Annotated in this window: 24 protein-coding genes and 1 tRNA gene; 21 read left to right on the top strand and 4 right to left on the bottom strand. The window is 63.1% G+C overall.

Translation table 11 applies throughout. From position 1 onward, the window contains the following. Positions 1-59 precede the first annotated feature (59 nt). Positions 60-1,001: a folate-binding protein YgfZ gene (locus tag Q9451_RS08345; RefSeq protein ID WP_012273938.1), complete on the top strand. Its 942-nt coding sequence runs from the start codon at positions 60-62 to the stop codon at positions 999-1,001. Positions 1,002-1,056: 55 nt separating this feature from the next. Beyond that, complete coding sequence (locus Q9451_RS08340) at positions 1,057-1,863, top strand: HDOD domain-containing protein (protein ID WP_041166581.1); 807 nt, start codon at positions 1,057-1,059, stop codon at positions 1,861-1,863. Between the two features lie 25 nt (positions 1,864-1,888). On the opposite strand, the gene Q9451_RS08335 is transcribed toward Q9451_RS08340, so the two are convergent. Together Q9451_RS08335 and Q9451_RS08330 are read right to left on the bottom strand one after the other, a co-directional pair. After that, positions 1,889-3,268 carry a sensor histidine kinase gene (locus Q9451_RS08335; RefSeq protein WP_060514034.1) on the bottom strand — a complete coding sequence of 460 codons (1,380 nt, stop codon included), beginning with the start codon at positions 3,266-3,268 and terminating at the stop codon, positions 1,889-1,891. Beyond that, on the bottom strand, positions 3,261-3,932 hold the full coding sequence (locus tag Q9451_RS08330) for a response regulator (RefSeq protein ID WP_012273941.1): 672 nt from the start codon (positions 3,930-3,932) through the stop codon (positions 3,261-3,263). Before Q9451_RS08330 ends, Q9451_RS08335 begins: the two co-directional genes overlap by 8 nt. 200 nt (positions 3,933-4,132) lie before the next feature. Here Q9451_RS08330 and Q9451_RS08325 point away from each other — a divergent pair, with 200 nt between their 5' ends. The 5 genes from Q9451_RS08325 (at position 4,133) to Q9451_RS08305 (ending at position 9,634) form a co-directional block, all read left to right on the top strand. Beyond that, positions 4,133-5,422: an OprD family porin gene (locus tag Q9451_RS08325; RefSeq protein ID WP_012273942.1), complete on the top strand. Its 1,290-nt coding sequence runs from the start codon at positions 4,133-4,135 to the stop codon at positions 5,420-5,422. Between the two features lie 46 nt (positions 5,423-5,468). Continuing rightward, on the top strand, positions 5,469-6,449 hold the full coding sequence (locus tag Q9451_RS08320; RefSeq protein WP_012273943.1) for a tripartite tricarboxylate transporter substrate binding protein: 981 nt from the start codon (positions 5,469-5,471) through the stop codon (positions 6,447-6,449). A 184-nt stretch (positions 6,450-6,633) separates the two neighbouring features. Beyond that, positions 6,634-7,092: a tripartite tricarboxylate transporter TctB family protein gene (locus tag Q9451_RS08315; RefSeq protein ID WP_012273944.1), complete on the top strand. Its 459-nt coding sequence runs from the start codon at positions 6,634-6,636 to the stop codon at positions 7,090-7,092. Between the two features lie 3 nt (positions 7,093-7,095). Next, a complete protein-coding gene (locus tag Q9451_RS08310; protein WP_012273945.1) occupies positions 7,096-8,610 on the top strand; it encodes a tripartite tricarboxylate transporter permease in 1,515 nt (504 codons plus the stop codon). Beyond that, positions 8,603-9,634, top strand: coding sequence for an AbrB family transcriptional regulator (locus Q9451_RS08305; protein ID WP_012273946.1), 1,032 nt, complete (start codon positions 8,603-8,605; stop codon positions 9,632-9,634). Before Q9451_RS08310 ends, Q9451_RS08305 begins: the two co-directional genes overlap by 8 nt. A gap of 58 nt (positions 9,635-9,692) precedes the next feature. Here the strand turns inward: Q9451_RS08305 and ung are convergent, their stop codons facing one another. Continuing rightward, a complete protein-coding gene (ung, locus tag Q9451_RS08300; RefSeq protein ID WP_012273947.1) occupies positions 9,693-10,385 on the bottom strand; it encodes a uracil-DNA glycosylase in 693 nt (230 codons plus the stop codon). A 126-nt stretch (positions 10,386-10,511) separates the two neighbouring features. Here ung and Q9451_RS08295 point away from each other — a divergent pair, with 126 nt between their 5' ends. Beyond that, entirely contained in the window at positions 10,512-11,618 is a 1,107-nt protein-coding gene (locus tag Q9451_RS08295) for an enoyl-CoA hydratase/isomerase family protein (protein WP_012273948.1), read from the top strand. A 45-nt stretch (positions 11,619-11,663) separates the two neighbouring features. Here Q9451_RS08295 and Q9451_RS08290 read toward each other — a convergent pair whose 3' ends face one another. Beyond that, positions 11,664-12,113 carry a hypothetical protein gene (locus Q9451_RS08290; protein WP_012273949.1) on the bottom strand — a complete coding sequence of 150 codons (450 nt, stop codon included), beginning with the start codon at positions 12,111-12,113 and terminating at the stop codon, positions 11,664-11,666. A gap of 212 nt (positions 12,114-12,325) precedes the next feature. Here Q9451_RS08290 and Q9451_RS08285 point away from each other — a divergent pair, with 212 nt between their 5' ends. The 13 genes from Q9451_RS08285 (at position 12,326) to Q9451_RS08225 (ending at position 24,613) form a co-directional block, all read left to right on the top strand. After that, positions 12,326-13,807 (top strand): sensor domain-containing diguanylate cyclase, encoded by a 1,482-nt coding sequence (locus Q9451_RS08285; RefSeq protein WP_012273950.1) that lies wholly within the window; start codon positions 12,326-12,328, stop codon positions 13,805-13,807. Then, complete coding sequence (locus Q9451_RS08280; protein ID WP_012273951.1) at positions 13,800-14,012, top strand: cysteine-rich CWC family protein; 213 nt, start codon at positions 13,800-13,802, stop codon at positions 14,010-14,012. Before Q9451_RS08285 ends, Q9451_RS08280 begins: the two co-directional genes overlap by 8 nt. An 8-nt stretch (positions 14,013-14,020) precedes the next feature. Beyond that, complete coding sequence (locus tag Q9451_RS08275; RefSeq protein ID WP_012273952.1) at positions 14,021-14,713, top strand: 16S rRNA pseudouridine(516) synthase; 693 nt, start codon at positions 14,021-14,023, stop codon at positions 14,711-14,713. Between the two features lie 448 nt (positions 14,714-15,161). Next, positions 15,162-16,049 (top strand): (R)-3-hydroxydecanoyl-ACP:CoA transacylase, encoded by an 888-nt coding sequence (gene phaG, locus Q9451_RS08270; protein ID WP_012273953.1) that lies wholly within the window; start codon positions 15,162-15,164, stop codon positions 16,047-16,049. Between the two features lie 111 nt (positions 16,050-16,160). Beyond that, positions 16,161-16,234 (top strand) — tRNA-Gly (locus Q9451_RS08265). Positions 16,235-16,474: 240 nt separating this feature from the next. Beyond that, positions 16,475-18,403: an integrase arm-type DNA-binding domain-containing protein gene (locus Q9451_RS08260; protein ID WP_014596114.1), complete on the top strand. Its 1,929-nt coding sequence runs from the start codon at positions 16,475-16,477 to the stop codon at positions 18,401-18,403. Positions 18,404-18,967: 564 nt separating this feature from the next. After that, on the top strand, positions 18,968-19,723 hold the full coding sequence (locus Q9451_RS08255) for a hypothetical protein (RefSeq protein WP_012205951.1): 756 nt from the start codon (positions 18,968-18,970) through the stop codon (positions 19,721-19,723). A 118-nt stretch (positions 19,724-19,841) separates the two neighbouring features. After that, positions 19,842-20,054, top strand: a complete 213-nt coding sequence (locus Q9451_RS08250) for an AlpA family transcriptional regulator (protein ID WP_012205952.1) — start codon at positions 19,842-19,844, stop codon at positions 20,052-20,054. 42 nt (positions 20,055-20,096) lie between these two features. Next, a complete protein-coding gene (locus Q9451_RS08245; protein ID WP_026383885.1) occupies positions 20,097-20,972 on the top strand; it encodes a ParA family protein in 876 nt (291 codons plus the stop codon). Beyond that, complete coding sequence (locus tag Q9451_RS08240) at positions 20,956-21,204, top strand: hypothetical protein (RefSeq protein WP_026383886.1); 249 nt, start codon at positions 20,956-20,958, stop codon at positions 21,202-21,204. Before Q9451_RS08245 ends, Q9451_RS08240 begins: the two co-directional genes overlap by 17 nt. Beyond that, positions 21,197-22,789, top strand: a complete 1,593-nt coding sequence (locus Q9451_RS08235; RefSeq protein WP_345960899.1) for a ParB family protein — start codon at positions 21,197-21,199, stop codon at positions 22,787-22,789. The genes Q9451_RS08240 and Q9451_RS08235 overlap by 8 nt, the downstream gene beginning before the upstream one ends. A 15-nt stretch (positions 22,790-22,804) precedes the next feature. Then, positions 22,805-23,365 carry a DUF2857 domain-containing protein gene (locus Q9451_RS08230; protein WP_026383888.1) on the top strand — a complete coding sequence of 187 codons (561 nt, stop codon included), beginning with the start codon at positions 22,805-22,807 and terminating at the stop codon, positions 23,363-23,365. 3 nt (positions 23,366-23,368) lie between these two features. Continuing rightward, the gene (locus Q9451_RS08225) at positions 23,369-24,613 is read left to right on the top strand and encodes an STY4528 family pathogenicity island replication protein (protein ID WP_026383889.1); all 1,245 of its coding nucleotides are present in this window, start codon (positions 23,369-23,371) and stop codon (positions 24,611-24,613) included. Positions 24,614-24,726: the final 113 nt, after the last annotated feature.

Genomic DNA, 24,726 nt, shown 5'->3' with positions numbered 1-24,726 from the left:
ACCTATTTTGTTACCGGCGTTCTATGATGGCCGCCAGTCTTTAGCCACCGCGATGACCCATGGCCGATTCCGCTTTCTTCTGCCCCCTGTCCCACGAGGGCATCCTCGCTGTCCGCGGCTCCGATGCAGGCAAGTTCCTGCAAGGCCAGCTGACCTGCAATATCAACTACCTCAGCCAGGAGCACGCCAGCCTCGGTGCCCGCTGCATGGTCAAGGGGCGCATGCAGTCGAGCTTCCGCATCGTGCCTGAAGGCAACGGCTACCTGCTGGCCATGGCCAGCGAACTGCTCGACGCACAACTGGCGGACCTTAAGAAGTACGCTGTGTTCTCCAAGGCCACGCTGACCGACGAAAGCAGCGCCTGGGCACGCTTCGGCCTGCAGGGTGGAGACGCTGCGCTGCAGGCGCTGGGGCTCGATGTGCCCGCGGCCGCCGGCAGCACTGTGCGCCATGCCGGGCTGATCGCTGTTGCGGTATCCGCTGGCCGCGTGGAGCTGTGGGTACCGGCGGCCGACGCCGAGCCTGTACGCCAGGCCCTCGCCGCAGCCCTGCCCGAGGGCAGTGTCAACGATTGGCTGCTGGGGCAGATTCGCGCCGGTATCGGCCAGGTCATGGGGCAGACCCATGAACTGTTCATCCCACAGATGATCAACCTGCAGGCTGTCGATGGCGTCAGCTTCAAGAAAGGCTGCTACACCGGCCAGGAAATCGTCGCCCGCATGCAGTACCTGGGCAAGCTCAAACGCCGTCAGTACCGCCTGGCACTGGACCAGCAGGCCATTCCGGCCCCGGGTGCCGAGATTTTCTCGCCCACCCATGGTTCGTCGGTCGGTGAAGTGGTCATTGCGGCCAGCAACGGTCCGGGCTGCGAACTGCTCGCGGTGCTCAGCGCCGATGCGGTGGCAGACGACAACCTGCACCTGGGCAGCCTCGAAGGCCCGCGCCTGCAAGTGCTGACCCTGCCTTACGAACTGGACCGCGACCGGGAAATCCAACGCTGACCAGCCTGCCCCGTCCCTGTGGCGGGGCCGCACCACCACTGCGGTAGACATGCCCATGAACAAGCTGGCCGAGATGGTTCAAGCACAATTGCTCGACGCCATCGAAAAGGATGACCTGGTCCTGCCCACCCTGCCCGAGGTTGCCTTGAGCATCCGCGAGGCAGCGGAAGACAGCGAGATCAGCGTAGCGGCCCTGAGCAAGGTGATCGGTCGTGACGCGGCCCTTTCAGCGCGCCTGATCAAGGTCGTCAACAGCCCGCTGCTGCGCGCGGCGGTCGAGGTTACCGACCTGCACACCGCCATCACACGGCTGGGCATCAACTACAGCTGCAACCTGGCCATCGGCCTGGTGATCGAGCAGATTTTCCATGCCCGCTCGCCGGCGGTTGAGCAAAAGCTGCGAGACATATGGGCTAACAGCCTGGAGGTGGCGGGCATCAGCTACGAAGTGTGCCGCCGATACACGCAACTCAAGCCCGACCAGGCGACCTTGGGCGGCCTGGTCAACCAGATTGGCGCACTGCCGGTACTGATCTATGCCGAAGAACACAACGAGCTGTTGTCCGACCCGGTTTGCCTGCATTACGTGATCGAGCAGATTCAGCCGGTGCTGGGGGACAAGATCCTCAAGGCTTGGGAGTTTCCGGAACAACTTGTCAACCTGCCGAGCCAGGTTCAGGACCTGGACCGGCAGACCGACAAGATCGACTACATCGACATCGTGCAGATCGCCCGCTGCATCAGCCAGCGCGGCCGCCACCGGCCGTTGGCGGCACTGCCGGCGTACCGCCATCTGGGGCTGCCGTTTGGCACCGAGCTGGAGGTGGACGAACTGCTTGAGGCGCGGAGCATGTTGCGCTGACCGGTGCGAAGCCCTGGCAGGGCCATCAATCTGCGATAAAACTTACCCGCACCCGCAACCCGCCCTTCTCGCCATCATGCAGGCTCACCTGCGCCAGATGCGCCCGGCAGATTTCGCCAACAATCGCCAACCCAAGCCCACTGCCCTGGGCACTGCGGCGGTAGAACCGCTCGAACACCCGCTCGCGCTCAGCCTCGGGAATACCGGGCCCGTCGTCCTCCACTTCCAGCACCGCCGGCGCAACGACCCGCAAAATCACGTTGCCACCCGCTGGCGTATGCGCCAAGGCGTTGTCCACCAGGTTGCTCAACAGCTCGTTCAACAGTGTCGGCTCACCCTTGAGCCACACGGGTGCCTCGGCTTCCAGCGCCAGCGCCACTCCACGCTTGTGCGCCAGGGGCGCCATGGCCATGCCCAGCTCGCGCGCCAACTGGCTTAGGTCCAGGCGTTGCGCGCCACCTTCGGCAATTGCCCGTGCGCCATTCTCGACCCGCGCCAACGACAGCAGCTGGTTGGCCAGATGGGTCAACCTGTCGGTGCCCTGGGCCGCTGACTCCAAGGTCTGTCGCCACTCCTGCGGCTCGGACGAGCGCAAACCCAACTCGACCCGCGCCTTCAGCGCTGCCAGCGGCGTACGCAGTTCGTGGGCGGCGTCGGCAATGAACTGCGCCTGGCGCTCGAACTGGCCACGCAAGCGCTCGGTAAAGTGGTTCAAGGCCCGCACCAGCGGGCTCAGCTCGCGCTGCACCTGCACCACCGGCAAGGCGCGCAAGTCGTCAGGCTGGCGCTCTTCTACCGCTGTGCGCAGGCGCTCCAACGGCCGCAAGGCGGCACTCACGGCAAACCACACCATCACCAGCGCAGCCAACGCCAGCATGCCCAGGCGCAGCAGGGTATCGGCCATCAATCCACGGGCCATGCGCACCCGCGCTTCCTCGGTTTCGGCCACGCGGATTTCCGCCATGCCGTTCATGTTCGGCTCGCTTACCGGCTTCAGCAGGCTCACCACGCGCACGTCCTGGCCCAGGTAAGTGGCGTTGTAGAACCGCGCCAAGGCCGGGTAGTCGTCGGTGCGCGGCGTGCCGGGCGGTGGCGGCGGAAGGTTCTCGTAGCCGGAAATCAGCCGCTGCTTGATGTCCAGTACCTGGTAGTAAATGCGGCCGGCACTGTCGTAGGCGAATGTGTCCAAGGCTACGTAGGGCACATCCGCGCTCAACGAGCCATCGCGTTGCGACAGGCCTGCGGCGATGGTTCGTGCCGAGGCCAGCAAGGTGCGGTCGTAGGCGGTGTCGGCGGCTTCGCGGCCGTTCCAGTAGGCACTCAGGCCGCTGGCCAGCATCAGTACCACCAGCAGCAACGCCAGGTTGCCCAGCAAGCGCCCGCGCAGGCTACCGTTGTCACGCATCGCGGTGCTCGAGCAGGTAGCCAAGGCCACGGAAAGTAACGATAGCCACCGGGTGGCCGTCGAGCTTCTTGCGCAGCCGGTGGATGTAGATTTCGATGGCGTCGGGGCTGGCCTCTTCGTCCAGGCCGAACACCTGGGCAGCCAGTTGCTCCTTGCTCATCACCCGGCCCGGCCGGGCGATCAGCGCTTCCAGCACGCTTTGCTCGCGCGAGGTGAGGGTCAGGTTATCTGCACCGAGGGTAAAGCGCCGGGTGTCCAGGTCATAGACCAGCGGCCCGCAACGCTGCTGGCGCTCGCCACCGAGCACGCTGCGGCGCAGCAAGGCCTTGACCCTTGCTTCCAGCTCAGTGAGCTCGAACGGCTTGGCCAGGTAATCGTCGGCGCCAAGGTTCAGGCCATGAACACGGTCCTTGACGTCGCTGCGCGCGGTCAGCATCAGCACTGGCAAGGTCTTGCCACGGCCGCGCAGACGCGCCAGCACCTCGAAGCCGTCCATGCGCGGCAAGCCGACATCCAGCACGGCCACAGCGTATTCCTCGCTGGCCAGGGCCAGGTCGGCAGCCACGCCATCATGCAGCACATCCACGGTCAGGCCGTGGCTTTTCAAGGCCAGGGCCACGCTTTCGGCCAGTTGCAGGTGGTCTTCGACCAGCAGTACACGCATCGGATTCTCCCTGCTCGGGTGGGGCAGTGGCGCGGAGTGTACCGCTGTCACCCCGCCTGTGAAGCCCCTTGTAACAAACCTTTCTCGCTGAAAGGTTAGCGAAAGGTTCGTTGCCTAGCATCGCACCACGGTCGCCCTTCGCGCCGAAAAAAGCACCAGCAAGGTGCAACGAATAAGAACAATAAACGGAGTCATCGACGATGCTGTCATCGCAGCCGCAGGCGTTCGCGCCTACCCGTTCCTTTGCCGCACGCCCCTCTGCCATCGCCAGCGCCCTCGCGCTTGCCGGTGTCGCCCCGATGAGCCAGGCCGCCTTCTTCGAAGACAGCACGGCCACCTTCGAAACCCGCAACATGTACTTCAACCGCGACTTCCGCGACGGCACCAGCGCGCAGCAGTCCAAGCGCGACGAATGGGCCCAGGGCTTCATCCTCAACTTCGAGTCCGGCTACACCGATGGCACCGTGGGCTTTGGCCTGGACGCATTGGGCATGCTCGGCATCAAGCTCGACTCCAGCCCCGACCGTACCGACACTGGCCTGCTGCCGACCCACGATGACGGCAAGGCTGCCGATGAGTATTCCAAGCTGGGCCTGACCGGCAAGGTGAAGATCTCCCAGACCGAGCTCAAGATCGGCACCCTGATCCCCGAGCTGCCAACGCTGCAGCCCAACGACGGGCGTATCCTGCCGCAAACCTTCGAGGGCGGCCTGCTTACTTCCAAGGAGATCAAGGGCCTGACCTTCACCGGTGGCCGCCTGGACAAGGCCAAGGACCGCAACGACACCAACTGGGAAGACTTGGCGCTGAACAACAAGAACGGCCGCTTCGGTGGCACCTTCAGCGCCGACAACCTGGCCCTGGGCGGGCTCGACTACCAGTTCACCGACCGTATCACCGGCAGCTACCACTTCGCCCAGCTCGACGATATCTACCGCCAGCACTTCATCGGCATGGTCGCCACCCAGCCATGGGGCCCAGGCACCTTGGGCGCCGACCTGCGCCTGGCGGTGAGCGACGACGCCGGCGCCGCCAAGGCCGGCAACATCGACAACACCACCTTCAACGGCATGCTCAGCTACGCCTTGGGCGGGCACAAGGTCAGCGCCGCCTGGCAGCAACTGTCTGGCGACAGCGCCTTCCCCTATGTCGATGGCGCCGACCCGTACCTGGTCAACTTCGTCCAGATCAACGACTTCGCTGGTGCCGACGAACGCTCCTGGCAGGCGCGCTACGACTACAACTTCGCCGCGCTCGGCGTGCCCGGCCTGACCTTCATGACCCGCTACATCAGCGGTGACAACGTCAGCCGTGCGGCCGGCGGTGAAGGCAAAGAGTGGGAACGCAACACGGAACTTAAGTACGTGGTACAAAGCGGCCCGTTGAAGAACGTCGCCGTGCGCCTGCGCAACGCCACCTTCCGCTCCAACTTCGCCCGCGACGCCGACGAAGTGAGGCTGTTGGTCAGCTACAGCGTGGCGCTGTGGTAACCCCATAGCGGTAATCCAATAACAACAACGCTCACGGAGATAGACGATGACCTTTTCACTGCGCCGCCTCGTCCTCGCAACCGGTTGCCTGCTGTTGGCCGGCAACGCCCTCGCTGCAGAACCCAAACGCCCCGAATGCATCGCCCCCGCCTCACCCGGCGGAGGCTTCGACCTGACCTGCAAACTGGTGCAAAGCGCCCTGGTGCAGGAAAAGATCCTCAGCAAGCCCATGCGCGTCACCTACATGCCCGGCGGTGTCGGCGCGGTGGCCTACAACGCCGTGGTCGCCCAGCGCCCAGCCGACGCCGGCACTTTGGTGGCCTGGTCCAGCGGCTCGCTGCTGAACCTGGCCCAAGGCAAGTTCGGCCGCTTCGACGAAAACGCGGTGAAATGGTTGGCTGCTGTCGGCACCAGCTACGGTGCCATTGCGGTGAAAAGCGATTCGCCTTACAAAACCCTCGATGACCTGGTCGCGGCACTGAAGAAAGACCCAAGCAAGGTGGTGATCGGCTCGGGCGGTACGGTCGGCAGCCAGGACTGGATGCAGACTGCGCTTATCGCCAAGGCCGCCGGCATCAACCCGCGTGACCTGCGCTACGTGGCCCTGGAAGGCGGTGGCGAAATTGCCACGGCGCTGCTGGGCGGCCATATCCAGGTCGGCTCTACCGACATCTCCGACTCCATGCCGCACATCCAAAGCGGCAACATGCGCATCCTCGCGGTGTTCTCGGAAAACCGCCTGGACGAGCCGGAAATGAAAAACATCCCTACCGCCAAGGAGCAAGGCTACGACATCGTCTGGCCGGTGGTGCGCGGCTTCTACCTGGGGCCGAAAGTGAGCGACGAAGACTACGCCTGGTGGAAGGCTTCGTTCGACAAGATGCTGGCCTCGGAAGACTTCGCCCAGCTGCGTGATCAACGTGAGCTGTTCCCGTTCGCCATGACCGGTGAAGAGCTGGACGGCTATGTGAAAAAGCAAGTGGCCGACTACAAGGCACTGGCCAAGGAATTTGGCCTGATTCAGTAAGCCTGTCGGACTCACCACCACCCCTGTGGGAGCAGCCTAGTGTCGCGATGGGCCGCACAGCCGATGCAATGCTTCGGACACATCGCAGTGGCAGGTTTTGCGGCCGCTTCGCGCCCGATCGCGACGCAAGGCCGCTCCCACAGGATTTGCATCTCACTTGAGCAATCCCAACGAGGATTCCCCAATGATCCTGCAACGCATCTTCGCCCTGGCCCTGCTGGCGGTGTGCGCCGCCCTGGCCGTGATGGCCTGGCCCTACCAGGCAGCGTTTTCCTATGAACCGGTAGGCCCGCGCGCCTACCCGCTGCTGATGCTCGGCCTGATGAGCCTGGGCCTGCTGTATCTGGTGTTCCGCCCCACCCCCATCGTGCGCAAGGACGACGAGCCGGAGCTGGACCGCGAGACCCTGACCAAGATCGCCGCCTGCGTAGGCCTGCTGATCGTCTTCGCCGCCACCTTCGAGACCCTGGGCTTCATCCTCAGCGCCATCCTCGTTGGCCTGCCCATGGCCCGCCTGTATGGCGGCCGCTGGCTGTACAGCGCCATCGTGGTGGTCGGCATGAGCGTCTTCCTCTACTGGCTGTTCGACCGCGTGATGGATGTGCCCCTGCCCCTTGGCCTGCTGAGCGTACTGGAGAACTGACACATGGATACCTTGAGCTACCTGGGCCAGGGCTTCGGCGTTGCCCTGACCCCCTACAACCTGGTCACCGCCCTCTCCGGCACCCTGATCGGTACCGTGGTCGGCCTGTTGCCGGGCCTGGGGCCAATCAACGGCGTGGCCCTGCTGATCCCCATCGCCTTTGCCCTCGGCCTGCCGCCAGAGTCGGCACTGATCCTGCTGGCCGCGGTGTACCTGGGCTGTGAATACGGCGGGCGCATCAGCTCGATCCTGCTGAATATCCCGGGCGAAGCCTCGACCGTGATGACCACCCTCGACGGTTACCCGATGGCCCGCCAGGGCCTGGCCGGCGTGGCCCTGTCGCTGTCGGCCTGGAGTTCGTTCATCGGCGCCTTCATCGCCACCTGCGGCATGGTGCTATTCGCCCCGCTGCTGGCGAAATGGGCCATCGCCTTCGGCCCGGCGGAGTACTTCGTGCTGATGGTCTTCGCCATTGTCGCGCTTGGCGGCATGGCCGGTGACAAACCCCTGAAAACTTTCATTGCCGCACTGATCGGCCTGTTCCTGTCGGCGGTCGGTATCGACGCCAACAGCGGCGTGTACCGCTTCACCGGTGACAGCGTGCACCTGGCCGACGGTATTCAGTTCGTGGTCCTGGTGCTGGGTCTGTTCTCCATCAGCGAAATCCTCCTGCTGCTGGAAAAGACCCACCATGGCCACCAGGCGGTCAAGGCTACCGGCCGCATGCTGTTCAACTTCAAGGAAGCGGCCTCGGTGTTCGTGGTCAACATCCGTTGCGGCCTGCTCGGTTTCATCATGGGCGTGCTGCCGGGCGCCGGCGCGACGTTGGCCAGCGCCGTGGCCTACATGACCGAGAAGCGCCTGGCGGGTGAAAGCGGCAAGTTCGGCAAGGGCGATGCCCGTGGCCTGGCCGCGCCGGAAACCGCCATTGGTGCGTCCTGCTGTGGCGCCCTGGTACCGATGCTGACCCTGGGTGTACCAGGTTCCGGCACCACCGCCGTGATGATCGGCGCCCTGACCCTGTACAACATCACCCCCGGCCCACTGCTGTTCGAACAGCAGCCGGACATCGTCTGGGGCCTGATCGCCTCGCTGTTCATCGCCAACATCATGCTGGTGATCCTCAACATCCCGATGATCCGCATCTTTACCCGCATCCTCGCCGTGCCGAACTGGGCGCTGGTGCCGGTAATCGCCATCATCACCGCGATCGGCGTGTATGCCGTGCATGCCACCACCTTCGACCTGTTCCTGATGGTCGGTATCGGCATCATGGGTTACATCCTGCGCAAGCTGGACTTCCCGCTGTCGCCAATCCTGCTCGGCTTCATCCTCGGCGGGTTGATGGAGCAGAACCTGCGCCGGGCGCTGTCGATCTCCAACGGTGAACTGGGCATCCTCTGGTCGAGCCCGATCAGCATGGGCGTCTGGGCACTGGTCATGGTCATGTTCGCCCTGCCGCTGCTGCGCATCTGGCGCAAACGTAGCCAGCAGCGCCGGGCCCTGGCTGATGCCTGATCGTTCGTTGCCGTTGTTTGTCGCGACCGGGCTGGTCGGCCTTGCTGGCGGTTTTGCCGCCAGCAAGGTCGGCTGGCCTTTGCCGTGGATGGTCGGCTCATTGCTGGCGATCATCCTGGTGCGCTGCCTGACCCCCTGGCAGCTGTCGGAAATACCCAATGGCCGCAAGTGCGGGCAGTGGATCATCGGTATCGGCATTGGCCTGCATTTCACGCCGGCGGTGATCGAGCAGGTGGCCAGTCATTTCGCGCTGATCTTTTTCGGCGCGTTGTTCACCACCCTGTCCAGTGTGATCAGCGTATGGTTGCTGCGGCGAACCGGCGAAGACCGCGCCACGGCGTTCTTCGCCAGCATGCCCGGCGGTTCGGGGGAGATGGTCAACCTTGGCGCGCGCAATGGTGCGGTGCTCAGCCAGGTCGCGGCAGCGCAGAGCTTGCGCGTGCTGGCTGTGGTGCTGTGCGTGCCTGCGCTGTTCAAGTTTTTGCTGGGTGACGGGGTGCCGCTGAACCACACCGGTAGCGTGAGCTGGGGTTGGTTGGCCTTGATTGCCCCGCTGGGCGTTGCCGTTGCGTTGCTCTGGCAGCGTTTGCGCCAGCCTAACCCGTGGCTGTTCGGGCCATTGCTGGTGGCGGCCACGGTCAGCCTGGCCGGTAACCTGCAGATCGCCCTGCCCAATGGCGCCAGCCAAATCGGCCAGTGGCTGATAGGCAGTGGCCTGGCCTGTCACTTCAACCGCGCGTTCTTCCGCCGCGCACCGTCGTTCCTCGGGCGCACCCTGGTGGCCACGGCATTGTGCATGGCGATTGCCGCCAGCGCCGCATGGGTGCTGAGCGTGATGACTGCGCTGGACTTGCGTTCGCTGACACTGGGGATGATGCCGGGTGGGATTGCCGAGATGAGCCTGACGGCGGAGACACTGCAGTTGTCGGTGCCTTTGGTGACGGCACTGCAGGTGATGCGCTTGCTGTTCGTGCTGTTTCTGGCGGAGCCTTTGTTCCGCTTGTGGAATGCGAACCCGCAATAATCACGTTGCCTTCTGTGCGGGCTTGCCCGCTCAGAAAGCAACGCGGTAGTTCAGGTGATCACAGCGGTGGCAATGCCCAGTTGATCGGCGCCATGCCCCGTTGTTCGAGGAAGCTGTTGGTCCGGCTAAAATGCCCACAGCCGAGGAACCCACGGTAAGCCGACAACGGCGAAGGATGCACCGACTTCAGCACCAGGTGCTTGGTCCCGTCGATCAGCTTCTGCTTGCTCTGCGCATGCGCGCCCCACAGCAGGAACACGACATTCGGGCACTGCTCGCTGACCACCTGAATGACGCGATCGGTGAAGAACTCCCACCCCTTCTTGGCATGCGATGCCGCATTGGCACGCTCCACGGTCATGGTGGTGTTGAGCAGCAGCACGCCCTGCTCAGCCCAGCTCTGCAGGTAGCCGTGGCTGGCAATCGGGATGTTCAGGTCGCGCTGCAGCTCTTTGTAGATATTGACCAGCGACGGTGGCGTGGCCACGCCCGGTTGCACCGAGAAGCACAAGCCATGTGCCTGGCCCGGCCCGTGGTAAGGGTCCTGACCGAGGATCACCACCTTCACCTGGTCCAGCGGCGTCGAGTTGAGCGCGTTGAAGATCAGCGGCCCTGGTGGGTAGATCTCCTTGCCGGCAGCATACTCACCCCGCAAGAACTCGCGCAGCTGATGCATGTAGGGTTGGTCGAATTCGCCGCGCAATGCGGCCTTCCAGCTGGGTTCGAGTTTGATGCGATCGTCGTCAGTCATGGGGCCTTCCGTAAACAATGGCGCGACACTAGGTAAGCCCTTCCCGCTTGTCAAACGATCCGACCGACGACCGGCATGATCGGCCAGGCCAGCCATACTTGAGCGATGACTTGCGAGAGGTAGTCCATGGCCATTCATTGCGAGGTACTTACCGGCGTCGATGGCGCCCGCATCGGCATTGCCACCCTGGATGCGCCCAAGGCGCTCAATGCCCTGAACCTGCCGATGATCGAAGTACTGGGCGAACAACTGCATGCCTGGGCCCGCGACCCGGGCGTCGTCTGCGTGCTGCTGCGCGGCAACGGTGCCAAAGCCTTTTGCGCGGGTGGCGATGTACGGGCGCTGGTGCAAGCCTGCCGCGACCACCCCGGCAGCGTGCCACCGCTGGCGGCCTCTTTCTTCGCCGCCGAATACCGCTTGGACTTTGCCCTGCACACCTACCCCAAACCATTGCTGTGCTGGGGCCATGGGCATGTGCTGGGCGGTGGCATGGGGCTGCTGCAGGGCGCCAATGTGCGTATCGTCACACCCAGTAGCCGCTTGGCCATGCCGGAAATCAGCATCGGCCTGTACCCGGACGTCGGTGCCAGCTGGTTCCTGGCCCGGCTGCCAGGCAAGCTGGGCTTGTTCCTCGGCCTGACCGGTGCGCCGATCAATGCGCGCGACGCCCTGGATCTGGGCCTGGCCGACCGTTTTTTGGGTGAGCACCAGCAGGAAGCCCTGATCGAGGAATTACTGCAACTTAACTGGCAAGAACAGACTGCCGTGCAACTGTACAGCCTGCTCAAGGCCGAGCAGCATCGAGCTTGCGCCGAGCTGCCAGAGGCCCAGTGGCTGCCGCGACGGCAGGAGATCGATCAGTTGCTCGACGTGCCCGATGCGGCCTCGGCCTGGTGTGCGCTGGAAAGGCTCAAGCAGCATGACGACCCCTTGCTGGCAACTGCCGGCCAACGCCTGCACGAAGGCTGCCCGCTGACGGCACACCTGGTGTGGGAGCAGATCCGCCGGGCGCGGTACCTGTCGTTGGCGCAAGTGTTCCAGATGGAATACCGCATGAGCCTGAACTGTTGCCGCCACCCTGAATTCAGCGAAGGCGTGCGCGCCCGCCTGCTGGACAAGGACAACCAGCCGCGCTGGCACTGGCCGGATGTGGCGCAGGTGCCGGCAGCGGTGGTCGAGGCGCATTTTGCCAAGGCGTGGGAGGGGCGGCACCCGTTGGCAGACCTGGCATAGCCTTGTGTCGCGACAGGGGCGCTAGGCGCCCCCGCTTCGATTTACCTACCGCTGCCAGTTTCCTCCCCGGCCCTGCCCCCGCTGCCCCTCCCAGCGCCCGCCGTCATTTCTCTGCCCATTGGAGTGCCAGTCGCCATGCTGGTAACGCTGGCTGTTATTGCGATAGTCATGGCGATCGCGGTCCTGACCGTAGTCTTGCCGCTGGCGGTTGCCATAGTCATAACGCGGGTTACCGTGCCACTGGTTCATCCCTGGCTGCGGATGCGGTCGATAATAAGGCGCCGGTGCCGTCCGATAGTAATAACGTGGTGCCGGCTGGTAGTAGTAGCGCGGCTGTGGCGTCACGTAGTAGCGGTCGTAGCGGTAATACCCCGGCGCTACATAGCGATCGGTGGAGTAGTAGTCCGAACGGTAATAGCCCCCGCTCTCGTAATAAGGGGCGCAGGCAGAAGTCATCAGCCCCAGCAGGGCGATCAACAGAATTCGATAGGACATGGCGGCCTCCTGGACCGCTGGAGTGCCCGAACAGCGGCGCTGGCGAGCGTCGATGCGAAATGCGTTCATCGACACTGAATAAGACAGTGGCGCCAAGGTGCAGTGCCATTTCTGCAACAATTTGATACAGGTGAAATACCCCTGAAAAACTTGCAGTCATTTGCCGGTCATCTCACTAGAATGGGCGGCTGGGCACACATCACGGGAAGATCATGCCATTACGTTCCGCTCTGTTCTCGCAGCGCTCGCTGATCTTTACCCTGTTGCTGCTGCTTGCCTGCGGCTTCCTCGCCACTTCACTGCTCAGCTACTTCGCCTCGCGCAGCGCCATCCGCGACGGCATCGTCAATACCGAATTGCCACTGACCTCCGACACGGTCTACTCGGAAATCCAGAAAGACCTGATTCGCCCGGTGCTGATTGCCTCGATGATGGCCCAGGACACCTTCCTGCGCGACTGGGTGCTGTCCGGCGAGCAGGATACCGGGCGCATGACCCGCTACCTGGGCGAAGTCATGGGCAAGCAGGACACCTTCACCTCATTTTTCGTGTCCGACCGCACGCTGACCTATTACCAGGCCAAGGGCGTACTCAAACATGTCGAGCCGGGCACCTGGCGCGATGCGTGGTATTTCCGCCTGCGTGACCTCAAGGCCCCCTATGAGATCAATGTCGACCTGGACATGGCCAACCACGACAGCTTGACCGTGTTCATCAACTACCAGGTGCATGACTACCAACAGCGCTTCATCGGCGCCGCAGGCGTAGGGCTGAGCGTATCGTCGGTGGTCAAGCTGATCGACCAGTATCAACGCCGCTACCAGCGGGCGGTGCTGTTCACCGATGCCAAAGGCAAGGTGCTGCTGACCGGCTCCGAAGGCGGCCCGCATGGCTTGCGGGTCGGCCAGTCACTGCGCGACAACCCCGAACTGAATGACGTGCTGGCCGAGCAGCGAGTGCCAGGCGAAGGCAGCCACGAGTACCGTGACAGCGAAACCCAAAGCCACTTTCTCAACGTGCGCCACCTGCCCGAACTGGACTGGTACCTGCTGGTGGACAAACGCGAAACCGGCGTCCTCGACCGCATTCGTCACTCCCTGTACCTGAACCTGGCGATCTGCGCCATGATCACCTTGGTGGTGCTGGCGCTGGTGCATGCCATGGTCCGCCGCCACCAGGCCAGCACCGAAGCCTTGGCTACCCTCGACAGCCTCACCGGCCTGCCCAACCGGCGCAGCTTCGACCTGCTCGCCGCCCAGGCACTGCACGAAGCCCAGCGCGACAGTGGCCCGCTGGTGGCCTTGCTGATCGACCTGGACCACTTCAAGGCACTGAACGACACCCACGGCCACCTGGCAGGCGACGAAGTGCTGCGCCAATTCGCCAATGTGCTGCAAGGCAGCCTGCGCCAGTCGGATATACTGTGCCGCTGGGGCGGTGAGGAATTCATCGTACTGCTGCGTGAAGCCGAAGGCCGGCAGGCGGTCGAGGTGGCGGAAAAGATCCGCCGACGCACCGAACAACTGACCTTCAGCTACGACGACCAGCCGTTGCGCCTGACTACCAGCATCGGGCTGAGCAGCCTGCAACCGGAGGATACCCTGCACGCCCTGCTGACCCGCGCCGACCGTGCGCTTTATCGTGCCAAGCAGGCAGGCCGCAACCGTGTCTGCAGTGATGCCAACCATGAATGACAGCCTACACTGCCCCGCTTGCGGCGCTCTCAACCAATGTGCCCTGGCCGACCCGCGCCGCGCCACACAGGCCTGCTGGTGTTACAGCGTGAGCATCGACCCGGCCGTGATCCAGGCCCTGCCTGACGCATTGCGCAACAAGGCTTGCCTGTGCCCGCGCTGCGCCGCTGTCGAAGACCAGCTCCGCTCACCCGCTGACCACTGACTGTTTCCATGCGCCTTGACCGTTTTCTCGCCAACCTGCCCAGCCACAACCGCCAGCAAGCCCGACTGATGCTGGCGCAACGCCGCGTGCGGGTGGACGGCCAGGTTGTCAGCGACCCACTGGCCGAAGTGCGTGAATTCAGCCGCGTGGAGCTGGACGAGCAACTGCTGCAGGCCGGCCGCCCGGCCCGCTACCTGATGCTGCACAAGCCCACTGGCTGCGTCAGCGCCACCCAAGACCCACAGCACCCGACCGTGCTCGACCTGCTGCCCGCAGCGTTGCGGGATGACCTGCACATAGCCGGGCGCCTGGACTTCAACACCACCGGCCTGATGATCCTGACCAACGATGGCCAGTGGTCAAGGCGCCTGACCCAGCCTGCCACCAAGTTGCCCAAGCATTACCTGGTGGACACCGAGGACGAAATTGGCGAGCACTATGTGGCCAGGTTTCGCGAGGGGTTCTATTTCGCCTTCGAAAACCTCACCACCCAACCTGCCCTGCTGGACATCCTCGGCCCGCGCCAGGCCCGGCTGGCGATCGTCGAAGGGCGTTATCACCAGGTCAAGCGCATGTTCGGGCACTTCAACAACAAGGTGGTGGGGTTGCACCGGGAAAGCATGGGCGCAATCTGTCTGGACCCTGGTTTGGCGCCCGGGGAGTTTCGTGAACTGACGGCTGATGAAATAGCCACTGTCTAGACTGCCTGTTCTGGCCTCTTCGCGGGTAAACCCGCTCCCACAGGAGGTCCACTGTCATTGGGTACAGTGTAATACCTGTGGGAGCGGGTTTACCCGCGAAGAGGCCGGAACAGACGGCGCGGAGTCGTCATACGACCGCTCAGCGACAAAAGTCACATTTCTCCCCGAACGGCACTTGCGCGATCCACGACCCACTGCTTGAATCCAAATCGTCAGTCTGCATGTGACTACCAAGTCACGCCCGCAGTCGAAGACACCTTTTTGCCGGCCACCCAAGGCCTCGATGCCTTGGGGCACGGCGAATTGCCCGCCAAAAACAATACCGTCGACGCACGTGCCAAGGATCGACACAGGGCCCCCGGTTTCTCTTCAGGCAAATGCCTACCTGTCATAAAGAACGTGCACCCTAGGTGACGCGAATACCCTTTTTGCGCCAGGAGTCGATGACATGAGGCCAGAAATCGCTGTACTTGATATCCAAGGTCAGTATCGGGTTTACACGGAGTTCTATCGCGCGGATGCGGCCGAGAATACGATCATCCTGATCAACGGCTCGCTGGCCACCACGGCCTCGTTCGCCCAAACGGTACGTAACCTGCACCCGCAGTTCAACGTAGTACTGTTCGACCAGCCGTATGCCGGCAAGTCCAAACCACACAACCGTCAGGAACGGCTGATCAGCAAGGAGACCGAGGCGCATATCCTCCTGGAGCTGATCGAGCACTTCCAGGCCGACCACGTGATGTCCTTCTCATGGGGAGGTGCAAGTACGCTGCTGGCGCTGGCGCACCAGCCGCGGTACGTGAAGAAGGCCGTGGTGAGTTCGTTCTCGCCCGTGATCAACGAGCCGATGCGCGACTACCTGGACCGTGGCTGCCAGTACCTGGCCGCTTGCGACCGCTATCAGGTCGGCAACCTGGTCAACGACACCATCGGCAAGCACCTGCCGTCACTGTTCAAGCGCTTCAACTACCGCCACGTCAGCAGCCTGGACAGCCACGAGTACGCGCAGATGCACTTCCACATCAACCAGGTGCTGCATCACGACCTGGAACGTGCACTGGATGGCGCGCGCAATATCAACATCCCGGTACTGTTCATCAACGGCGAACGCGACGAATACACCACGGTGGAAGATGCACGGCAGTTCAGCAAACACGTGGGCAGAAGCCAGTTCAGCGTGATCCGCGATGCGGGCCACTTCCTGGATATGGAGAACAAGGTCGCCTGCGAGGATACCCGCAGTGTGATGCTGGGGTTCCTCAAGCCAGCCGTGCGTGAACCCCGTCAACGTTACCAGCCTGTTCAACAGGGGCAGCATGCATTGGCCATCTGAGCAGCTCGGCGTCCTGTAGCTGACACCCGCAAGCCATGGGGCGCCGACAAGCTTTTTTATAACTTGGGCTTCTAATTCGTTGAGGGTTCTGGTAAAAAGTCGAGCTCAGATGCGGGTATAGTTTAGTGGCAAAACGAAAGCTTCCCAAGCTTTAGTTGAGGGTTCGATTCCCTCTACCCGCTCCACTTCGACTTTCCAGGGACTTCCACCGAACGCCAGGGAACGTCGTAAGTCATTGTCAGGATTGAGATTTTTACCTGATCTCAATCCACTGACATCCAGCGAAATCCACTCCCAGCCGGTTCTAACTGGTACGTTGAGCGGTACACTGGCAATACGGAGGTCCCCAAAACCGTATTGTTGCTGGAGGAGCCGGGGTTCCGTCGGGAACATGGCATCCAACTCGCTTCGCAGGAGTTGGACTCATGCTTTCAGACCTCCAGGTTCGACAGGCCAAGGTGACCGGCAAGGCGTATTCGCTTGTCGATTTCGACGGTCTCTACTTCTACATCTCCGCCACCGGCTTCAAGGCCTGGCACTTCCGCTTCACTTGGGGCGGCAAGCGCGAGCGCATGTCCTTCGGTGGCTATCCCGCGCTTTCCCTGAAAGACGCTCGCAATCTGCGCGACGAGGCCCGGGCCATGCTGGCCAAGGGCATCAACCCGCATTCGGAGCGCAAGCGCAAGCGCCACGCCATCGTCCTGGCGGGCGAGCACACCTTCCAGGCCATCTACGACAAATGGCTGGCCCACCGCAGCCTCTCTCTGGAAAATGAGGGCCGCCAAAGTACGCCCAAGCAGATCGGGCGCGTCTTCGCCAAGGACGTGTTTCCCGTATTGCGCCACCTGACCATCTACGACGTCACCCGCGCCCACCTGCTGGACATCATCGGCAGAGTGGAAAAGCGTGGCTCGCTGTCGGTGGCCGAGAAGCTGCGCACCTGGTTCAGCCAGCTATTCACCTACGCCTCGGTGGTGGTGCCCAACATGGGCGACAACCCGGCCAAGGATTTGGACGTGGTGGCGATGCCGCTGCCCCCGGTGGAGAACAATCCCTTTTTGCGCATGCCCGAGCTGCCGGCAATGCTGCAGACGTTGCGCAAGTACAGCGGTCGCCTGAATACGCAACTGGGTCTACGTCTGCTGCTGCTCACGGGCGTGCGCACCGGTGAATTGCGCTACGCCACGCCCGATCAGTTTGATCTGGAGCGCGGTCTGTGGATCATCCCGGTTGTCAGGCTCAAGCAACGCAAGCAGCTCACCAAGAAGAAGCGCCAGCGTTTCGCCGACATCCCGCCATACATCGTGCCACTGTCGTTGCAGGCACAAGAGGTCGTTCGTCATTTGCTGGGAAATCTGAAGCCAGCACAGGTGTATCTCATCCCCGGTGATTGGTGCCTGAAAAACCCTCTGAGCGAGAACACGCTCAATGGCGCGCTCAAGCGTATGGGCTATGAAGACCAACTCACTGGGCATGGCGTTCGCGCCACCATCTCGACTGCGCTCAATGAATTGGGGTATCCGCCCAAGTGGGTAGACGCCCAACTTTCGCATGCCGATCCGGATCGGATCAGCGCGACCTACAACCACGCCGAGTACGTCGAGCAACGCCGCGTCATGATGCAGGACTGGGCCGACCGGCTGGACTTGTTCGAGCAGAATCAGGTCGAAGTTGCCAGCACGCACTTGACCATCACGTTGCAGGGCCTGCCCACAATCGCCGGACAGGCGGCAGCGCAGCCGCCCGCCCTGAATCCAAACGCCCCTCAGTTGATCGTTGCGCCTGCACCCGATGCACCAGCGGTTCCAGCTTCCGTCTATCGACTTTCGGCGGTGCATCTGCCCGAGTACGCGCGACCCACGCTGTCAGAGGTGCAGCGCGAGCGCTTGCAATTGCTGGAGATATTCGAGGCATCCCACAACCTGTCGGTGGCCGATTACGCCAAGCTGGTTGGCAAGTCCCGCCGCTGGATCACTTACGAGATTCAGGCCGGCAATCTCCTGTCGATCCATCTGGGTCACCGTGGGCAGCGCGTCCCGGACTGGCAACTCGACCCCATCAAGCGCAAGCTGATTCAGGCTGTCCTGAAGCTGGTGCCGCGCGGTATCGACACCTGGCACATCTATCACGCACTGCTGCGGCCATACGATGCCCTGGGCAAGTGTCCAGTCATCGAGGCCGTCGATCCGACCAACCTGCATCTTGCAGCTCGACTGGTCGCCGCACATGCCATAGAAACCGATGAGCTTGCAGAGCAATCGGAGGCGTCTCCGGTGCTGGCCAGGCAGACTGTAGAGCGCCTGGTAAAAACGGCAATGTTGGTTGATATGCCCGAAGATCCCGTCGCCCGTTGAGCTGAGGCCGGGCGGCAGCACCGTCCGGTCAAGGTCAAAGGAGGGAACGTCGATCGCTTCGCATGGCCGCCCATCCGTCTTCTGCGCGGCCAACTCGCAATTTCCACGTTTTGGCAGGCAGCGTTTAGCGTCGGATCAGCGCTCGGCAGTCACCATAGGCGACTTCTCGGTAATGCTATCTCGCTATATCAGTATCTCGATCGGATATGACACCAGCGGATTTTCGTTGCCAATCTCAAGCCCCGATCAATAGATTCCGAGCGTTCGCCGCTTTTTGAAACCGCTGGCGCATCAGACCATACCGATACGGTTTTGCGAGAGCAGCCACTTCTCACGATCCTGATAGCGCAAGCGTCACTGTCGAGCAGCGACAGACGCTCGGTTTTCTTGTGCCCGATGGATTTTTGCACATCGAGCACACAACGCCTACTCGTTGCGCGAACTGATCAGAAGTCATCAAAAGCGGGCGTCATCACTCGCGTCTTGCGCGGACAACAGGCCGACCATGAGGACGGCTGCAAAAGCAGTCGGCCCTGTAGTTCTTCTCCTGGAAGGAGACGGAGCATGCACGAGAACAAAAATGATGCACCAACATCAAAGGTGTTCTACCGCCCGCTCGAAGCGTCCATCCGCTGGGCCGGACTGCTGCGATACGAGCAGGTGATCCTGGCTTCGGTCTCGTCGCCTATGGATCTGCCGCAGTCGCTGGACTGCCCGCGTTTGGGCGAACTGCGGCTGTACACCGACCGCATCTATGACGGCATCCTCAACGGGGAACTGCCCTTCGGGCAGCATGGCATCACGACACGCGACACCGCGTTGATCGAATCGCCTGATCTGACGGTACGTCATGTCGATCTGAAGTGCTGGATGCGCCAGCACTACCCCGAGCAGCGGCCCGGCTTTCTCTTCTCCCGCAGCGAGCGCATCATCCATCCCTTCATCTCTCTGGAAACAGGGCAAGCCATGCTGGTCGAACGCCAGGGTTTGAAATCCGCCCTGGAACAGACCAAACGTCAGCTTCGCGAGTTGCAGGACAAGCATGACGCGCTGCTCAAGCAGTCCACGGTGATTTCGGCATGCGCGCAGTGTCCGATCAGTGATCGGGCCGAGGCCACCTACCTGAACATCGTTGGCGGCCTGTTAGAGCTGATGCTCGGCCAGTCGCCATCGGGCACGCCGTACTCCAGCTTCAAGACGCAGGAGGCCGTGGTCAGCGCGCTGGTCGCCCATCACAGCGGCGCCATGGGTATCGCGGAGCGGACATTGAACGGCAAGTTCGCCACCGCCAGGCGCCGGTTGCGTAGCGCCTCCCGCTGAGATTTGCCAGCTTGTATGTGCAGTCGCGGAGATTGCATTTGCAATGTCTTTTCGCTGCCGTGTCTATTGAATAGAGGTCACGCCAACAAACGCCACTGAGCGTTCAGGAGTGACCGCCATGTCGCAAACACCTGTACTGCCGCCAAACGAGCGCCGCATCCTGCGCCTGGAAGAAGTCGAAGCGAAATCCGGTTTCAAGCGCGCCCACATCTACAACCTGATGAAGAAACGCCAGTTCCCGCAGGCGCTGCGTCTGGGCGTGCGCGCCGTGGGCTGGGACTCCATCGAAATCGATCAGTGGATCGACGAGCGCGTCAACAACCGGGCCTGACCCGTTCTCCCTCGGACTTTTCATCTTGACACTGAGAACGCCATGCAGGTCGTATCCATCATTTCAACCAAAGGCGGGGTCGGCAAGACCACCACGGCTGCGAACCTGGGCGGTCTCGCTGCGGACGCCGGGCTGCGCGTGCTGTTGCTCGATCTCGATGTGCAGCCCACCTTGTCCTCCTACTACGAACTGGCTCACCGCGCGCCGGGCGGCATCTATGAATTGCTGGCCTTCAACGAGCGCGACCTCGGCCAGCTTGTGTCCCGCACGATCATCGCGGGCCTGGACTTGGTGCTCTCCAACGACCACCGAGGCGAACTGAACACTTTGCTGCTGCACGCGCCGGACGGGCGACTGCGGCTGCGGCACCTGCTTCCGGCGCTCAATCCCCTCTACGACCTGGTGCTGATCGACACCCAGGGCGCGCGCTCGGTGCTGCTGGAGATGGCGGTGCTCGCCTCCGACCTCGCGCTGTCGCCCGTGACCCCGGAAATCCTCGCCGCCCGCGAGCTGCGGCGCGGCACCATGCAGTTGCTGGAGGACATTGCACCGTACCGGCAGCTGGGCATCGAGCCGCCGCCGCTGCACCTGCTCATCAACCGCGTCCATCCGGTGTCCGCCAACGCCCGGCTGATTCAGCAGGCGCTGCGCGATCTGTTTCAAGACCATGCCGACATCCGCGTGTTGGCCACCGACGTGCCGGCCATTGAGGCTTATCCGCGTGCCGCGACGCGCGGCCTGCCGGTGCATCGGGTCGAGTACCGCCAGCCAGTGGGCAGAGTCGCTCCCGCCGCGCTCGCCACCATGCGCGATCTTGCCGGTGAATTGCTCCCGCAGTGGCAGGATCGATTTGCCGCAGTGTCCGGCCGTCCGCCACAGCCTCTTGACACGAGGAGGTCTCATGGCGAACGCACATGAACTGGCCCGAGGCCACAGCCGGCTGCGCGCCCTGATCGAGTTCGCCGTCGGCGAAGGCTGGCACGTCAAGCGCACGGCGGGCGGCCACCTCAAGTTCACCAAGGCAGGCTGCGCCGCGATCTACACCAGTTCGACGGCCAGCGATCACCGGGCAGCCCTCAACGCCCGTGCGCAGATCCGTCGTGCCGAGCGCGAGACCCGGCCCCAAATACAGGGGAGCGGCCATGACTGAGATCACCTCCCAGCAGATAGCCGGCAAACTGCTCGCGTCCGGGTTCGAGCGCAGCGGCCCGTCAGCAACGACCTTGAGCGACCCGATCGCCGACACGCCCATGGTCGTGACGCTCGACCAGTTGCACCCCTACGACCACGACCCGCGCAAGAAGCGCAATCCGGTGTACGAGGAAATCAAGGCATCCATCCGCGAGCGTGGCCTGGACGCGGCTCCGGCCATCACCCGGCGGCCCGGCGACGATCACTACATCATCCGTAATGGCGGCAACACGCGACTGGCAATCCTGCGCGAACTCTGGTCGGAGACCAGGGACGAACGTTTTTTTCGGGTCTCATGCCTGTTCCGCCCATGGCCCGAGCGTGGCGAGATCGTCGCGCTCACCGGGCATCTTGCGGAAAACGAACTGCGCGGTGGCCTCACCTTCATCGAGCGCGCTTTGGGCGTCGAGAAAGCGCGCGAGTTCTACGAGCTGGAAAGCGGCTCCACCCTGAGCCAGTCCGAGCTGGCCCGCCGCCTGGCCGCCGACGGATACCCCGTGCAGCAGTCGCACATCAGCCGGATGGCCGACGCGGTACGCTACCTGCTGCCCGCAATCCCGACCGTGCTCTACGCCGGCCTGGGGCGTCACCAGGTCGAGCGGTTGTCGGTCATGCGCAAGGCCTGCGAGCGCACCTGGGAGCATTACGCCAAAGGCCGCTCACTGGTGCAGGAATTCGACGAGTTCTTTCAGGAAGTGCTGTCGCAATTCGATGTCCAGGCCGACGAGTTCTCTGCGCAGCGCATACAGGACGAGCTGATCGGCCAGATGGCCGAATTGCTGGACGTCGATTACGACGTGCTCGCTCTGGACATGACCGAATCCGAGAGCCGCCAGCGTGCCTTGGTCAGCGAGCCGACGCCGCCCTCGACACCGCCTGCCTTGCCAGAGCCAGAGGCCATCGCGCGCCCACCTGTCGATACCGCGCCACCCGCCGCGAAGCCTGCGGCAATGCCATCAACGGGCAAAAGCGACACGGATGGCAGCCTGCTTCAAGAGCACATCGTCTCCCCGGCGCCGACAACCGAACGGCTTGAGTCCATCCAGCGCATGGTCGCCGACCAGTTGGGCGATGCACTGCCGCGCGACTTCTCGGCGAACGTCTTGCAGTCCATCCCGGTGCAGGCTGGCGGGCTCTATCCGATCTCGGATGTCTGGTACATCGCCCCCGGCCTGGACACACCCGAGCACCTGCGCATCCACGTCGCGCAGTTCGCCCGCGAGATTGCGGTCGAGGCAGACCTGGGCAAGTGCATCGATGACCGCCCAGACGGTATCGGCTTCGCCTGCCGTGCCCATACCTCAAGCCTGGCGCCAAAGGGCCGTGCCGTCCATACGCTGTTGGCTTGCCTGGCCGGTCAGCAGCCCGCCGACGTCGGTCTGGACAACGGGCAAGTCGTCATCGACCTGCCGGCGCTGCTGTACGGCCAGGGCGACGTAACCCGAAGATTGAGCGACACCGCGCTGGTCAAGCTGTTCCGCCTGCTGCGACTGGCCCGCCGCCTGCTCGATCTCGAAGCCGGCGCTGCGGACTCTGGAACCTAAGCGAGGGAGGCCAGCATGTCCACAGCACACCCACTCAACCAGGCTGTCATCGCCCAGGCCCTCTATGACCTGCGCAATGGGCAACTGCGCCGCTGCAAACTGATGGGGTTTGGCGAGGCAGAGCTGGACGCCCTCAAGCATCCCGCGCTGATCAGCGTGCTGGCCAACGCCAACGTCTCCTGGTGCTCAGTGACGGTCAACCGCGAAGTGCTGCGGCGGCTGCTCCAGCAGGCGCAGGACGTGGAGAAGGAAATCGCCACAGTCGATCGCATGCTCAGGCTGGGCGCGAGCACGGAGATGGTCAGCAAGTTCTATGGCTTGACGCATCAGGAAGTAGCGCTTCGCCGTGAAATCCTCGGTCTGCCCAAGCGCAAGGGTCGGCACCCCGTGCTGGGCGAGGAGCAGGACACGGAGCTGTGGCGGCAATGGAAGGCCGTGACCAACAGCAGGACCGTCGATCTCGAAGACGAAACCTCCATCCTCGATGCTGCCATGGACTTGGCCGAAGGCATGTCGCTGCCTCTGTCGGTGGTCTGGGCCTCGATCAAGGGCTGGGTCGATCAGGGATTGGCTTGAGTCATGGCCGTGGACGACACCGCACCACGAGTCCGACGCCAAGGCCCCATCGCACTCACAGAGCTGTTCGATGCTGCGCTGAAAGACCTTGCCCCCAAGCCCGCCCCCAGCGCACCTGCGTCTACACCTGCACAGTCGCCCACGCCCACATCTGGCGATGCTTTCCTGTTCAGTGGCAACCGGCACGAGACGGTGCCACGCAAGTTGTTCCTCGACCGCCGCCTGACGCCGCTGGAACGAAACGCCTGGCAAGTGTTCCGGCTGATGCTCAACGACGATGGCGTAACCGCATTTCCCACCTACGAGCAGTTGCGGCCCTGGCTGGCGTCCATGCCCTGCGCAGGCCAGGCCTCGCATGAAACCGTGGCACGGGCGCTGACACTGATGCGCCTGACCCGCTGGCTGAGCCTGGTTCGGCGACGGCGTGATCCCAAGACCGGTCGCATCCTCGGCAATCTGTACGTGCTGCACGACGAACCCCTGACACCGTTCGAGGCCATGCAGCTCGACCCGGACTACCTGCAACTCGTCAGCCAGGCGCTCGGCCATTCTGCCAAGGCCGTGCAGATCGTGAGCCTGCACACGCTCAAGGAAATCGGTGAAGACCCATTGCTGGCCGGACGCACCCTCCCGTCACGGTTGCAGGTGATGGCCGAACGTCTCGCCAACCAGGACCTCACGGCCAGCGATAGTTATCCACAGGAAGACGCCATTCACGATTCCGAAGAAGGGGCTCCGAGCCTTCTTCGGAATCGTGAACGACCCACTACGGATTCCGAAGCAGGGCTGAAACCCGCGCCAGACGTCTCTCTTCGGAATCCGAAGCAGGCCCGTACAGTACGTAGTAGTTGTATTAATGAAATACGTACTACTGCGCAGGCGCGCGCGCTGGGCGATCTGCAATGGCCCAAGCGCTTTGCGCAACTGAAGGCGGAACAGCAGGCGGGTGCCAAGGTGGCATTGCAGCAGGTTGATGCCTCGCTGAGGCAGGACGTGCTGGACGAATGGGCCGCGCGTTGTAGCAACCACGGCATCCGCAATCCCGCAGGGTATCTGTTCGGCATCATCCAGCGGGCCATCCACGGCGAGTTCAATGCTTGGGTCAAGAAAGACTCGCCACCGGCACCCACCCCGCCAAACGAACGGCGACCACCCGCACCACCACCCCAAGCGCAGGACAAGCCGGTGCCGCCAGAAGTCGCTAGGCAGCACATCGAGCGGCTGCGAGATCTGCTCGCCAGCAAGTGAGCCGACCGACAAGGCGGTGAAGTGGACGCCCATGGATGCCAGTAGAGCTATCCCCTGGGGATAGTTCCACCGTTGGGAAGGATGTCGCGCAGTCGCAGGTCTGGCCTCGAACA

Source organism: Pseudomonas sp. NY8896 (genome assembly GCF_039634505.1).
The sequence above is the reverse complement of the archived record's forward strand: the minus strand, read 5'-3'. Positions and strand labels throughout refer to the sequence as shown.

What these genes read in the sequence shown, in the direction of transcription:
- Q9451_RS08345 (WP_012273938.1), top strand. Translation starts at nt 60, where the DNA reads ATGGCCGATTCCGCTTTCTTCTGCCCCCTGTCCCACGAGGGCATCCTC.
- Q9451_RS08340 (WP_041166581.1), top strand. Translation starts at nt 1,057, where the DNA reads ATGAACAAGCTGGCCGAGATGGTTCAAGCACAATTGCTCGACGCCATC.
- Q9451_RS08335 (WP_060514034.1), bottom strand. Translation starts at nt 3,268, where the DNA reads ATGCGTGACAACGGTAGCCTGCGCGGGCGCTTGCTGGGCAACCTGGCG.
- Q9451_RS08330 (WP_012273941.1), bottom strand. Translation starts at nt 3,932, where the DNA reads ATGCGTGTACTGCTGGTCGAAGACCACCTGCAACTGGCCGAAAGCGTG.
- Q9451_RS08325 (WP_012273942.1), top strand. Translation starts at nt 4,133, where the DNA reads ATGCTGTCATCGCAGCCGCAGGCGTTCGCGCCTACCCGTTCCTTTGCC.
- Q9451_RS08320 (WP_012273943.1), top strand. Translation starts at nt 5,469, where the DNA reads ATGACCTTTTCACTGCGCCGCCTCGTCCTCGCAACCGGTTGCCTGCTG.
- Q9451_RS08315 (WP_012273944.1), top strand. Translation starts at nt 6,634, where the DNA reads ATGATCCTGCAACGCATCTTCGCCCTGGCCCTGCTGGCGGTGTGCGCC.
- Q9451_RS08310 (WP_012273945.1), top strand. Translation starts at nt 7,096, where the DNA reads ATGGATACCTTGAGCTACCTGGGCCAGGGCTTCGGCGTTGCCCTGACC.
- Q9451_RS08305 (WP_012273946.1), top strand. Translation starts at nt 8,603, where the DNA reads ATGCCTGATCGTTCGTTGCCGTTGTTTGTCGCGACCGGGCTGGTCGGC.
- ung (WP_012273947.1), bottom strand. Translation starts at nt 10,385, where the DNA reads ATGACTGACGACGATCGCATCAAACTCGAACCCAGCTGGAAGGCCGCA.
- Q9451_RS08295 (WP_012273948.1), top strand. Translation starts at nt 10,512, where the DNA reads ATGGCCATTCATTGCGAGGTACTTACCGGCGTCGATGGCGCCCGCATC.
- Q9451_RS08290 (WP_012273949.1), bottom strand. Translation starts at nt 12,113, where the DNA reads ATGTCCTATCGAATTCTGTTGATCGCCCTGCTGGGGCTGATGACTTCT.
- Q9451_RS08285 (WP_012273950.1), top strand. Translation starts at nt 12,326, where the DNA reads ATGCCATTACGTTCCGCTCTGTTCTCGCAGCGCTCGCTGATCTTTACC.
- Q9451_RS08280 (WP_012273951.1), top strand. Translation starts at nt 13,800, where the DNA reads ATGAATGACAGCCTACACTGCCCCGCTTGCGGCGCTCTCAACCAATGT.
- Q9451_RS08275 (WP_012273952.1), top strand. Translation starts at nt 14,021, where the DNA reads ATGCGCCTTGACCGTTTTCTCGCCAACCTGCCCAGCCACAACCGCCAG.
- phaG (WP_012273953.1), top strand. Translation starts at nt 15,162, where the DNA reads ATGAGGCCAGAAATCGCTGTACTTGATATCCAAGGTCAGTATCGGGTT.
- Q9451_RS08260 (WP_014596114.1), top strand. Translation starts at nt 16,475, where the DNA reads ATGCTTTCAGACCTCCAGGTTCGACAGGCCAAGGTGACCGGCAAGGCG.
- Q9451_RS08255 (WP_012205951.1), top strand. Translation starts at nt 18,968, where the DNA reads ATGCACGAGAACAAAAATGATGCACCAACATCAAAGGTGTTCTACCGC.
- Q9451_RS08250 (WP_012205952.1), top strand. Translation starts at nt 19,842, where the DNA reads ATGTCGCAAACACCTGTACTGCCGCCAAACGAGCGCCGCATCCTGCGC.
- Q9451_RS08245 (WP_026383885.1), top strand. Translation starts at nt 20,097, where the DNA reads ATGCAGGTCGTATCCATCATTTCAACCAAAGGCGGGGTCGGCAAGACC.
- Q9451_RS08240 (WP_026383886.1), top strand. Translation starts at nt 20,956, where the DNA reads ATGGCGAACGCACATGAACTGGCCCGAGGCCACAGCCGGCTGCGCGCC.
- Q9451_RS08235 (WP_345960899.1), top strand. Translation starts at nt 21,197, where the DNA reads ATGACTGAGATCACCTCCCAGCAGATAGCCGGCAAACTGCTCGCGTCC.
- Q9451_RS08230 (WP_026383888.1), top strand. Translation starts at nt 22,805, where the DNA reads ATGTCCACAGCACACCCACTCAACCAGGCTGTCATCGCCCAGGCCCTC.
- Q9451_RS08225 (WP_026383889.1), top strand. Translation starts at nt 23,369, where the DNA reads ATGGCCGTGGACGACACCGCACCACGAGTCCGACGCCAAGGCCCCATC.